General features: G+C 50.2%; 11 protein-coding genes. 7 read left to right on the top strand and 4 right to left on the bottom strand.

Annotated features, from left to right (window positions below; genetic code table 11):
• Nucleotides 1–17 precede the first annotated feature (17 nt).
• On the bottom strand, nt 18–899 hold the full coding sequence (locus tag IPP66_20450; protein MBK9927648.1) for a DMT family transporter: 882 nt from the start codon (nt 897–899) through the stop codon (nt 18–20).
• 168 nt (nt 900–1,067) lie between these two features.
• On the opposite strand from IPP66_20450, the gene IPP66_20445 reads away from it, so the two are divergent.
• The 4 genes from IPP66_20445 to IPP66_20430 all read left to right on the top strand — a co-directional run bounded on the left by IPP66_20445 (nt 1,068) and on the right by IPP66_20430 (nt 4,786).
• The gene (locus tag IPP66_20445) at nt 1,068–1,727 is read left to right on the top strand and encodes an MBL fold metallo-hydrolase (GenBank protein ID MBK9927647.1); all 660 of its coding nucleotides are present in this window, start codon (nt 1,068–1,070) and stop codon (nt 1,725–1,727) included.
• 2 nt (nt 1,728–1,729) lie between these two features.
• The gene (locus tag IPP66_20440) at nt 1,730–2,032 is read left to right on the top strand and encodes a hypothetical protein (GenBank protein MBK9927646.1); all 303 of its coding nucleotides are present in this window, start codon (nt 1,730–1,732) and stop codon (nt 2,030–2,032) included.
• Nucleotides 2,033–2,079: 47 nt separating this feature from the next.
• Nucleotides 2,080–3,129, top strand: coding sequence for an A/G-specific adenine glycosylase (gene mutY, locus IPP66_20435; GenBank protein ID MBK9927645.1), 1,050 nt, complete (start codon nt 2,080–2,082; stop codon nt 3,127–3,129).
• Between the two features lie 88 nt (nt 3,130–3,217).
• On the top strand, nt 3,218–4,786 hold the full coding sequence (locus IPP66_20430) for a peptide chain release factor 3 (GenBank protein MBK9927644.1): 1,569 nt from the start codon (nt 3,218–3,220) through the stop codon (nt 4,784–4,786).
• Nucleotides 4,787–4,849: 63 nt separating this feature from the next.
• Here the strand turns inward: IPP66_20430 and IPP66_20425 are convergent, their stop codons facing one another.
• The 3 genes from IPP66_20425 to IPP66_20415 form a co-directional block, all read right to left on the bottom strand.
• A complete protein-coding gene (locus IPP66_20425; protein MBK9927643.1) occupies nt 4,850–6,493 on the bottom strand; it encodes a ribonuclease J in 1,644 nt (547 codons plus the stop codon).
• A 309-nt stretch (nt 6,494–6,802) separates the two neighbouring features.
• Nucleotides 6,803–7,132, bottom strand: a complete 330-nt coding sequence (locus tag IPP66_20420; protein MBK9927642.1) for a DUF1992 domain-containing protein — start codon at nt 7,130–7,132, stop codon at nt 6,803–6,805.
• 7 nt (nt 7,133–7,139) lie between these two features.
• Nucleotides 7,140–7,772: a hypothetical protein gene (locus tag IPP66_20415; GenBank protein MBK9927641.1), complete on the bottom strand. Its 633-nt coding sequence runs from the start codon at nt 7,770–7,772 to the stop codon at nt 7,140–7,142.
• Nucleotides 7,773–7,828: 56 nt separating this feature from the next.
• Between IPP66_20415 and IPP66_20410 the strand changes: the two genes are divergently transcribed.
• The 3 genes from IPP66_20410 to nrdR all read left to right on the top strand — a co-directional run bounded on the left by IPP66_20410 (nt 7,829) and on the right by nrdR (nt 11,744).
• Nucleotides 7,829–10,297, top strand: a complete 2,469-nt coding sequence (locus IPP66_20410; GenBank protein ID MBK9927640.1) for an alpha/beta fold hydrolase — start codon at nt 7,829–7,831, stop codon at nt 10,295–10,297.
• The gene (locus IPP66_20405; GenBank protein ID MBK9927639.1) at nt 10,278–11,105 is read left to right on the top strand and encodes an alpha/beta hydrolase; all 828 of its coding nucleotides are present in this window, start codon (nt 10,278–10,280) and stop codon (nt 11,103–11,105) included. Before IPP66_20410 ends, IPP66_20405 begins: the two co-directional genes overlap by 20 nt.
• Before the next feature lie 189 nt (nt 11,106–11,294).
• Nucleotides 11,295–11,744, top strand: coding sequence for a transcriptional regulator NrdR (gene nrdR / locus IPP66_20400; GenBank protein ID MBK9927638.1), 450 nt, complete (start codon nt 11,295–11,297; stop codon nt 11,742–11,744).
• The last annotated feature ends 27 nt before the right edge of the window (nt 11,745–11,771 follow it).

The following is an 11,771-nucleotide window of genomic DNA, read 5'->3' as shown; positions in this document are numbered from 1 at the left end:
TTCCAAACTTTGGCTTTTTACCGGTTAACCAGCCACACCCCAAATAGGATAAACACGCCGCCTACAAGGGACTCAACTGAAGTTTTCTCGCCCAAAACAAAAAAGGCTACAACCACAGCAACCAACGGTTCGATATATAAGAACACTCCGGTCTGTGCCGCAGGTAAAGTTTGTAGCGCATCGTACCAGGCAATATATGCCAGCCCGGAACAGAACACTCCCAAGAATGTAACTCCAAGCCAGCCGTGGAAAGTCAACTTTGAAAATTCACCCAAGCCGTCTCCTGTAAAAAATAAAACGGATGTAAACGCCCATCCCAATATCATCACATAGAACATCATCAAACTCGCAGGATGGGACTTCAAGCCTCTGCGCGATAGGACGGAAAACACAGCCCAATTTACCGCGCTGATCATGATCAGAAAATCACCGGGTGCCCCGAACTTACCTATGGAAATCGAAGAAAGATCTCCTTTGGAAACAACGAGCAGGACCCCACTAAAAGCGAGGAGAATGCCGGTTGTTTTGAGCCAGCTCAACCCTTCTTTAAGAACGATCCATCCCAGCAAAGCCATGAAGACCGGGGTTGTGGAAACAATCCAGGCGGTCGTTCCAGCCTCAGAAGTTTGAAGTCCATTCGATTGAAGCCATTGATGAAACGTAATACCTAGAAAACCCAGCAGGGCAAAATATCCCCATTCTTTTTTGTCTGGCAGGGCAAATTGCCCGCGCATCAGAACAGCGATACCAAGAATAACAATGCCCATCGTGAACCTTAACCATACGGTGGTAGTTGGCGAAATATCCTGCAAGACAACCTTGGTGGCGATAAATGACGCACCCCATACAATTACTGCGAATACAGCCTCAAGATAAGAGACCGTTTTTGATCTTTGCATTTTATAAGTCCTTGGAATGGATATAAGATTGCCCATTATAAACTTTATGAACGAGTTGAAACTCAATATTCATCGTGATTTGGTGATTAACTTGTATTGTCCCTCCTCAAAAAGAGACGCAATTTTGTGACCGTGACGGGTATAATAACAGGCGGAGGCTACACTTTTATGGAAATTACCTGGTATGGACATTCATGCTTTCGTCTCACTGAGCGCAGTTATGCGACAGTGGTGACGGACCCTTACGATAACAAGGCCGTTGGTTATGATGCACTTAAACTTAAAGCTGACATTACAACGATCAGTCACGATGCACCCGGTCACAGCAACGCGGATTCGGTCAAAGGTACATCTCACGTGATCGACGGCGCGGGTGAATTTGAGATCGGCGGTGTATTCATCACTGGCGTTGCCACCGATGGTGGTGCGGGCGGAAAGAAGAAAGGCAAAGACGCATCCTCACGCAACACCGTGTATGTGTTCGATTATGACGGCATCACTGTTGCGCATCTCGGTGACCTTAAACAGGTCCCAACCCAATCTGAGATCGAATCGCTGGGCACGATCAACGTGGCACTTGTCCCGGTGGGCGGTGGTAACGGATTGAATGCCGCAAAAGCCGCGGAAGTCATCAGCCTGATCGAGCCGAACATTGTCATCCCCATGCACTATGAAACGCCTGATTCGAAGATATCTCTCGAATCGCTCAACAAGTTCATCAAAGAAATGGGACTTTCCAAACCAGAGGCTCAACCGTCCCTTAAAGTGACGCGAAGCAGTTTGCCAAGCGAGACTCATGTGGTTGTATTGGAATACCAAAAGAGTTAATCATGTCAGTAAAAGTTTTGATGACCTGGGATATTGCCGCCGAACGAGATCAGGAATATTTTGAGTTCGTTATCGGCGAATTCATCCCGGGCATTCAGCGCATGGGATTACAACCTGCCGAAGCCTGGGCCACTGTCTATGGTGCATACCCTCAAATTCAAGTCGGCTTGCTTGCATCGGACCTTGCTCAAGCTCGTCAGATATTGAACTCTGACGATTGGGATGCATTGCAGGGACGCCTGTTCAATTACGTCAAAAATTTTTCCTGTAAAGTTGTTCCCGCGCGCGGCGGATTTCAATTCTAGCCAACGGATCACGGAGACAGGATAAGTCTCCGTGATTTTATTTAACCATGCCTTCACACACGCTTCAAACCAGACTGTTGAACTGGTACAACAAAAATAAGCGGACTCTACCCTGGAGAGATCACCCGGATGCCTATGCGGTGTGGATCTCCGAGATCATGCTTCAGCAAACGAGGGTAGAAGCGGTCATTCCTTATTTCGAAAAGTGGATGCGGTTATTTCCAACGGTTCGGGCTTTGGCGCAAGCTTCCGAACAGGATGTGCTCAACGCATGGGAAGGACTTGGCTATTACAGTCGTGCGCGCAATTTGCATAAAGCGGCGAAGGTTGTGTCGAATGAATATGACGACAAACTACCGCAGGATGTTGATGAGTTAATTCAGTTGCCCGGTATTGGGCGTTATACTGCTGGGGCGATCGCGTCACTTGTGTATGGAAAAGACGAACCTGCCCTCGATGGAAACCTCAAGCGTGTGTATGCGCGTTTGTTTGATGTTACAGAACCCGTTGATTCACCTAAAGGTGAAAAGCTGTTATGGGACATCGCAAGAGCAAATCTGCCCAAAGGCAAAGCTGGTGATTTCAACCAAGCCCTAATGGATCTGGGCTCGGCAGTCTGTATTCCAAAGAACCCACGTTGTCTGCTTTGCCCATTAATGGAGCTATGTAAAGCGCGAGAGAACGGAACGCAGGGACTTCGCCCCGTGAAGAAGGCGAAGAAAGTTGTGCCTCAGTACGTCCATGCAGCGGCGGTGATCGTGAAGAGCGGAAAAGTCTTGTTGGCACAACGTCCGTCAGATGGACTGCTCGGGGGGATGTGGGAGTTTCCGAATGGGCGAGTAGATGGCGACCCGGCTAAAGAATTGACCAAAGCTCTTCGGGCGGGATACAACCTCAAAGTCCAGAGGAAAGAGGCGATGGGGTTCGTCCAGCATGCGTACACACACTTCAAAGTGACTGTCCATGCGTTTCGGTGCGAGTTGAAATCCATTCCAGATAAAAATATGAAGTGGGTTTCGCTGAAGGGCTTGAATGAGATGCCGATGGGTAAGGTGGATCGGCAAATCGCGAATATGTTAACTAAGAAGACGACCTGATCTCAGGCTGGTCTTTATAAAAGAATTTGAACAGAGGAATATCGTGGAAGAGTTTAAGTTGACCGATCAATCAAATGGAAGTGTTACTGTGGGAGGGGCAAGCGCCCCGCGCAGGACATTTGCGATCATCTCGCATCCAGATGCAGGGAAGACCACCCTGACAGAAAAACTTTTATTGTACGGCAACGCCATTGAGTTGGCGGGCAACGTGCGAGCCAAACGCAATCAACGCAGTGCGACATCGGACTGGATGGCGATGGAACGCGAGCGTGGCATTTCGATCTCATCCACTATTCTGCAATTCCCGTATAAAGGATTTGTGATCAACCTGCTCGACACGCCGGGACATCAGGATTTTTCTGAAGACACGTATCGTACATTGTCTGCGGTGGATAGCGCCGTGATGGTGTTGGATGCGGCCAAGGGTATCGAGCCGCAAACGCGCAAACTTTTTGATGTCTGTCGCCAGCGTGGTATTCCCATATTTACGTTCATCAACAAGTTGGATCGCCCTTCACGTCATCCGATTGAGTTACTGGATGAGATCGAATCAATTTTGGGAATGCAACCTGTCCCGATGAATTGGCCCATTGGGGATGGAGACAGATTTCAGGGCGTGTATGACCGTCAGACAAAGGGTGTTTATCTGTATGAACGCACAACGCGCAACGAAAAAATGGCACCTGAAGAATTCGTCACTCTGGAGCAGTTGTATACCAGGCCGACATTCACAGCCAGCCATAAAACGATCGAAGATGATATTCATCTTTTAGACGGATTGGGGATTTCATTTGACTCTGCCCGTGTGCTTGACATGAAACAGACACCTGTCTTTTTCGGTTCGGCTTTGACTAACTTCGGCGTGCGGCTGTTTCTCGATGCGTTCATCGAACATGCTCCGCCTCCACAGCCGTATGCAAGCGGCGATTCCCTCGTTCGACCTGAAAGCCCCGATTTTTCAGGATATGTTTTCAAGATACAAGCGAACATGAATCCCAAGCACCGCGATAGCGTTGCCTTCGTCCGTGTTTGTTCGGGACGCTTCGAGCGCGGTTTGAACGTGGTCCATGCCCAAAGTGGGAAGTCCATCCGCTTGATGCGTCCGTATAAACTTTTTGCGAATGAACGTGAGATCATGGACGAGGCTTTTCCCGGCGATGTGGTTGGCATCCCTAACAACGGTGCTTTGGGAATTGGGGATACCTTGTACGTTGGGGAACCTGTCGAATTTGCGGCGATGCCGCACTTCCCACCGGAACATTTTGCTCTGCTGAAAAACTCTGACTTGAGCAAGCAAAAACAATTCGCAAAAGGATTAAGCCAGTTGGAAAAAGAGGGGAGCGTTCAGGTATTCTATAACTTGAATGCGTTCAAGCGCGAACCTATTCTGGCTGTGGTTGGGCAATTGCAATTTGAAGTTGTGCAAGCCAGAATGGAAATGGAATATAACGTGCCGACGGAGTTGGAACGTTTGCCACATACTCTTGTCCGTTGGGTGGAAGGGACAGAGCAGGCTATCAAGAATTTGCCCGCTCGTGCAGAAGCCATATTGGCGCGCGATTTCAAGGAGCGGACCGTTGTCATTTTTATTGCTCCTCATCTCTTGAAATATTATTCTGAAAAATATCCCGATGTGACTTTCAAGGAAATGGGTTGAGTTCAGTAGGACAAAAAAGAGGACCGCTATTCCAGCGGTCCTCTTTTTATTTTGTAAGAATTTTTACGCCTTGCTCAATGTGACCAATACCATTGGCCTGCGTTTGGTGTATTCGTAAAGGTACGACTTGACCGTGTTGGCAATATCTTTTTCGCTGTCCCAACTGCTGTTGTTGACAACTTCCATGATATGCGTACGTACTTCGGGGAGAAGTTCTTCCGCGTCTTCTTGTGAGACGAAGCCGCGCGTAATGATCTCAGGCTCGTGCAATAATTTGCCACTGTGTTTGTCCACGCTGATATCGATCAGGAAGATACCGTTACGGGCGAGTTTTTCGCGTTCGCGCATCACGCTGAAATCCACTTCGCCGATGGATTGACCATCCACGAAGACGTAGCCGCCGGGGATACGTTCGCCGAGTTTGATGTTCTTGCCGGAGAGCTCCACGATCTGTCCGTTCTCAACGATGATGACATTCTCTTGTGGAATACCCACTTCAACCGCCAATTGTCCGTGGCGTTTCAACTGTCGCAATTCACCATGAATGGGGATGAAGTGCTTCGGCTTGACCATGTTCAGCAGGAGTTTTAATTCCTCCTGGCTGGCATGACCGGAGACATGAATGGGAGCCATGGAATCATAGATCACATTCGCGCCGCGCCTGAGCAGACGATTGATCGTCTTGCTGATGGTCTCTTCATTGCCGGGGATCGGATGTGATGACAACACAACGGTGTCATTGGTTTTTAGATCGAACTGACGATTGGTTCCCGCTGATAAACGTCCCACGATGGATGACGGTTCACCTTGCGAACCCGTACACATGATCGTGACCTTGTGGTCTTGCATCTGCAAGGCTTGGTCAATCGGTACGATCAACTCATCGGGAATCTCGAGATAGCCCAACTTGCGGGCGATCTTCACGTTGTCGATCATGCTCGAGCCAGCCAACGCCATCTTACGTCCGTGCTTGGCGGTGGCGTCAGCCACTTGTTGCACACGCGAGATCAACGATGCAAATGTAGCCACGATGACGCGACCCGGCGCCTCGGTAAACACTTTATCAAAGGCGGGGCCGATGATCATTTCTGAAGGGGTCCAGCCTGGGCGTTCGGCGTTGGTCGAATCGGAGAGCAATAAGTCCACACCACGGTTGGAGAACTCGGCCAGTTTGGCATAGTCGGTGGGCCAGCCATCGACGGGGGTGTGATCAAACTTGAAGTCGCTCATGTGAACGACGAGACCCGCAGATGTTGTAATTCCCAGCCCAACTGCATCCGGGATCGAATGGCAGATGTGGAAGAATTCCACTTTGAACGGGCCGATCTCGATCGTATCGCCCGCTTCGATGTTCTTCAATGAAATTTTATTTCCAGCGTTGTTACGCGCCAGCTTCACATCGATCAAGCCGCGGGTTAGGGGTGTGGCGTAGATCGGCGCGGGAATCTCACGTACCAGATGATGGATCGCTCCAATGTGGTCTTCGTGTCCGTGCGTGATGATGATGCCCACCACTTTATCGGCTCGTTTTGTTAAATATTCAAAATCGGGAATGATATAGTCGATCCCGATCATATCGTTATGCGGGAACATAATGCCCGCGTCCACAACCAAAATTTGGTTCTGGAATTCGTAGGCAGTCATATTCTTGCCTACTTCCCCAAGTCCACCCAGGGGAATGATTTTCAATTTTCCTTGCTTACTCATGTAAGTATGTATATCCTTTTTAATTTAAAAATTTTTATCCGCCTTTGGCGGTTAAGGTCTAATTAGTTTTAATAAAAAGACCTTCGCTGACTTGCTCGCGAAGGTTGGGTCGTACCGTGCGATTGTTCCTGTAAACAAATGACGCTTTTGCGCCACGAAAGTCAAATTCAATTTACAAGAGTATAGCAGGGCAGGGATGATTTGTAAAGCGGGGATTGAAACCCGCCCTGAGCGGAGTCGCCCGTTTGTTGGGCGGCGTAGACGAAGGGTGCCTCTTTCTTACTTAACCGCTACCTGCCTCCGTCCGAACTACTTTTGCTTCCTCTGACGCCTCTGTCTCTCCATCATCAAGCTAAATTCGATCTGTTTCTTCTCGATCTCCTTGCCGATCTCTTTCTTCCTTTTCTCATCCACCATCGCCGCATGGACTTGTTTTAGCTCCGTAATCTCTTTCAACAAGTCAACTTCACGCGAGGCCATCCCGGCATTCTTCAACACCGAATACACCATGCGGACGTCTTCAGGCGTTTCAAAATAAGCGGTCAGATCAATGGGCTTGCCTTTGCCGGGCAGGTTATCAAATTCTCCGCGCTCCTGCGCTTCCTTGATGATGGACTCGACGAGTTTATCGAAATTCATGCTTCTCCTAATCCGGCATGTACAGCCCGTTCGTTTGTTCAAGCCAATCCGCGACCCGCTCCACAGCCGCAGGGATATTGTTGTCAGAAATATCCAGCGTCAAACTCGGCAACATGGATTTGGCGATCAACTCGCGCATCAGCTCTTGCTGTTCAATGAAAGGACGCAGGTCATCGTATTGCGATGGATTCCCTGAAACCTTTAATCGTTCCTCTCTTGCCGCTTCAAAACTCTCTGGCGTACGCGTACAGAAAACAATGCGGAAGTTCAATGGCAGTAACTTCTCTTCCAGCCATTTGAAATCGTAATCTTTGTTATAGGTTTGCTTTTGATAAGCGATTGTCGAAATGTGGAAGCGATCCACGATCCACGAATAATATTTTTGCAGTTCGAACATCTTTACCCAGGTCGCGTAGGTTTCCATCGCCAACGACTCTTCCTGCGGTTCAAAGTTGATCGGTCCGCGCCCCCAGGGGTAGTTCGTGAACGTACACCATTCCGCTGAGATCAATGGAGAATGATAGCGATACTTGCGCGGCCCGACAATGCGCGGATGCTCATTGAGTTCGAACGCGATCTCGGTCTTGAACGTCAGGCGGGTGCCTTCGAGGATGACTTTGGGGGTAAGTTTGTTGCCCATGATTTTGGCAGTATAACAAAATTGACAATTGATGTCACCTCCTGTAAACTCTTTTCATGGACATAGACCTTGATCTTTATCGGCACGAGGTTCGCGTTTCTACAAATCCGTTGGTGAGACTTTCGGCGATCGATATTTCGCCGGATCATCCCCAGCGGACTTTTGTTTTCATCCATGGGTTTGGCGGCAAGGCGGAACAATGGCATTACCAGATGCAAAAGTTTGCCGTGGAGAACCGTGTCATTGCGTTGGACATGCGTGGCCACGGACTTTCCGATAAGCCGGGTAGTGGATACGATATGCCACGTGTTGTTGAAGACTTGGAGATCGCGCTTACGTTGTTGCAGGTCAAGGGGAAGATCGTGTTGGTAGGGCATTCCTTTGGTGGGGCGGTTGTTACAGAATATGCATTGAAGCACCCTGACCGCATTGAGCGGTTGATCTTGATCGCAACGGCGGGTGAGTTCAATTTGAATCCGTTCTTTCGGTTTGGGTTGAGCTTGCCAGCGTGGTTGTTGCGCTTGATCGGCCCGTTCACGCGTTCGTGGTTGCATGCGCCGCCACATGCGTTAAAGAAATACTATTACGAAAATATGTCCCGTTGGAAGGGTTGGGAGAGGTTGGCGAAGCTCGAAGTGCCGACACTTGTCATTCGCGGGCATCGCGATATCGTGTTCGAGCGGCCGGCCTTCGAGAAGGTGACAGAGTCAATCGTCGGGGCGGAAGAGGCCGATATTGGCGTATCCGGCCATATGGTCATGCTGGAGCGGCGGGAGGCGGTGAATCGGTCGATAGAACGATTCCTCATGGGCGAAGGTCAACGCTCATGGCGAGAATCGGCCAGCAGTCCCCAAAAGAAAAAGGGCGGACGTGATGCCTTGCGGAAGGAACGTCCGTGGCTGGAGCATTATGAAGCGGGCGTGCCGTATACGGTGGGCGTGCCGAACATTCCGTTGCATCATTTGTTGCGTTCATCGGTACGGCGTTTTCCGTTGCAACCCGCGATCTTTTTTGAAGGCAGTCAACTTTCATATCGCAAGTTGAACCACGAAGCCAATCGATATGCGAATGCGTTACTTTCGCTGGGTGTGGCAAAGGGAGCGCGGGTTGTGTTGTTGTTGCCAAACCTGCCGCAGATGGTGATCGGTTTTTATGGGACGATGAAAGCGGGCGCGACTGCGGTGTTCGTGCCGCCGGTGATCGAACCTGAGGAAGTGTTGCGGCAGGTCAAGGATTCAGATGCGAGCGTGTTGGTGACGCTTTCGATGTGGGCAGGGCTTGCCAAACAAATTCAAGAGAGCAGTGGTATTCCGCATGTTGTGTTGACCGACCCTGGTGATTATCTTTCGTTGCCGAAGCATTTGATCTCGCGTTGGCGTAATCGCGGATATGGCTTGCGGAATGCGATGCGTTGGAAGGATTGGCTGGGTGGCAACAGCACCAAATCACCGACTGTGGAAGTGACGCCCGATGATCTGGCTGTTATTCAATATACAGGTGGCACGACCGCACAATCAAAAGGTGTGATGCTTTCGCATCGTAATTTAGTAGCGAACGCTTTGCAGACCCGTCACTGGCTGCCAGAGGCGATAGAAGGTCAGGAACGATTTTTGTGTGTCGTGCCGATCTTTCATAGTTATGGATTAACGACTGCGATGAACGTCCCTGTTTCGGTGGGGGCGGCGATGATCCTCAAGGCACAATTCCAAACGCTGGATGTGTTGAAGGCGATCAGAAAATACAAGCCGACCATCTTCCCCGGCTCGCCGAATATGTATGTGGCGATCAATAACTTCCGTGGTGTGCGAAAGTACGGGATTAAATCCATCAAGGCGTGTATCAGTGGGTCTGCGCCGTTGCCTGTAGAAGTGCAAGAGTCGTTTGAGAAGTTGACGAAAGGCAGATTGGTGGAAGGCTACGGACTCACCGAAGCCTCGCCGGTCACGCACGCGAATCCGCTGGGTGATCAGCGCAGAGTTGGCACGATCGGTGTGCCTCTTCCCTCCACGGAAAGTCGCATTGTTGATCTGTCCTTGAAGACCAAAGCCGTGAAGCAAGGGCAGATCGGTGAGTTGGCGATCCGCGGTCCGCAGGTGATGATGGGATATTGGAAGAATCCGAAGGCGACGAAGGAAGTTCTCATTGAAGGTGGTTGGCTTCTCACGGGCGATATTGCGCAAGAGGATGAAGATGGATACGTCCGCATCATCTCGCGCAAGGCCGATATGTGGTACCCGACCAAACAAAAGAAGCCAGCCTTCCCGCGCGATGTGGAAGAAGTGATCTACGAAATCCCGCAGGTGAAAGAGGTGGCAGTCACAGCTGTGGCGGGGCATCCCTTTGCGTTCGTGATCGCGAGCAAAGATGCGCCCACGCCTAACGCGGTCATTGCCTATTGCAAGCGCAGGTTGCCCGGTCATCTTGTGCCGCGTTTTGTTTTCTTCCTCGATGATTTCCCGCGCACCTTCATTGGAAAAGTTTTGAGAAGAGAGTTAGTCAGACGATATGAAAAGTACGATAAATGATCTTGTGATCCCTACAACTGCAAATTTTGTTCAACAAGGTAGCGGCACGCCGGTCATCATGATCCATGGCATGGCCGCCTCCTTACATGATTGGGATGAACTCATCCCTGAACTCACGAAGAACGGTTACGCCTCCTACGCGCTCGATATCCTCGGTCATGGCGAAAGCCCAAAGCCCGAATCGCGGGGTTATCACATCGACTGGGTGATCGAACATTTCCTGCATTGGGTGGACTCGCTTCAACTGACCGAGCCTGCTATTGTCATCGGACATTCACTGGGTGGGTATCTTGCTTTGGAGTACGCACGCCGCTTCTCAACACGGACCCGAGGCCTGATCCTCGTCAATCCATTTTATACACGCCGCCAGCTTCCTCCGCTTCTCCGAAGGTCTTACAGCAACCGCAACTTGCGAGGCGTTATTGCTCAACGTATCCCGCAGTGGATGTTTCGTAAGATCGTGGATGCGACCAGTCGTGTGATGGGACACAGCGCCGGTGCATTGCACTCCCTGCCAGAACATATCCGTGCACAGACGGCGTTGGATTACACACGCACTGCGTCGGGCGTATATAACATCCCCAACGTGCTTGAAGACCAGACCAGGAACCTATCATCCATTTCTGTTCCGACGCTGATCGTGTGGGGTGACCATGACCAGACATTGAATCCCAAGTCATTCCCTGAGCTGATGCGGGTGATGCCTCATGCAGAAGGGAAGTCGATCAACGCCGGGCATGTGCCGCATCAATCGAATGCAAAAGAGTTCAATGTGTTGGTGTTGGAATTTTTGAAAAGGGTTGCATAACAACGATTGCTCTACGCGCCCCTTAAAATACCTGATATTTTAAGATTAATCCCCCGTGTGTCCTCTTGAAGTGAGGGGGTGTACGTGCTAAAATGCTGTTCAATAGATGCCAAATGTACGGGGATGCAACGCCTTTACGCCCACAGATGGCGGGTACAAATGTTCTAAAAATGGAGTGTAATTCTTTCAATGCGGTGCCCATACTGCCAGCATCACGACTCTAAAGTTCTCGATACCTCTCACGATAGTCACGGTGGAATTCGCCGTCGTCGTGAGTGTTTTAACTGTGGACAGCGCTTTAGCACCTACGAACGACCCATCCTGGCGACGCCGCTCATCATCAAGCAGGATGGCACTCGCGAAGAGTTTGACCGCGAGAAGATGGCGCGTGGCATTCGCATATCCTGTGCGAAGCGACCTGTCTCTGCGGCGGACATCGAGCGGATGATCGGGCAAGTGGAAGCACAATTACAAAAAGCAGGTAAATCTGAGGTTTCTTCCCGCATTGTTGGAGACCTCGTGATGCAGGTGTTGAAAGAAGTAGACCAGGTTGCGTTCATCCGGTATGCCATTGTGTATCTCGGATTGGATGACCTTCACTCAATTCGCGACGAAATCAATCAATTGCTCGAAAGTTAATTTACCGACAGCGGCCCATTCCGTTCT

This window comes from Candidatus Defluviilinea proxima, from assembly GCA_016721115.1.
Lineage (GTDB): Bacteria > Chloroflexota > Anaerolineae > Anaerolineales > Villigracilaceae > Defluviilinea > Defluviilinea proxima.
Note: the sequence above shows the minus strand (reverse complement) of the source record. Positions and strands in the feature narration are given on the sequence as shown.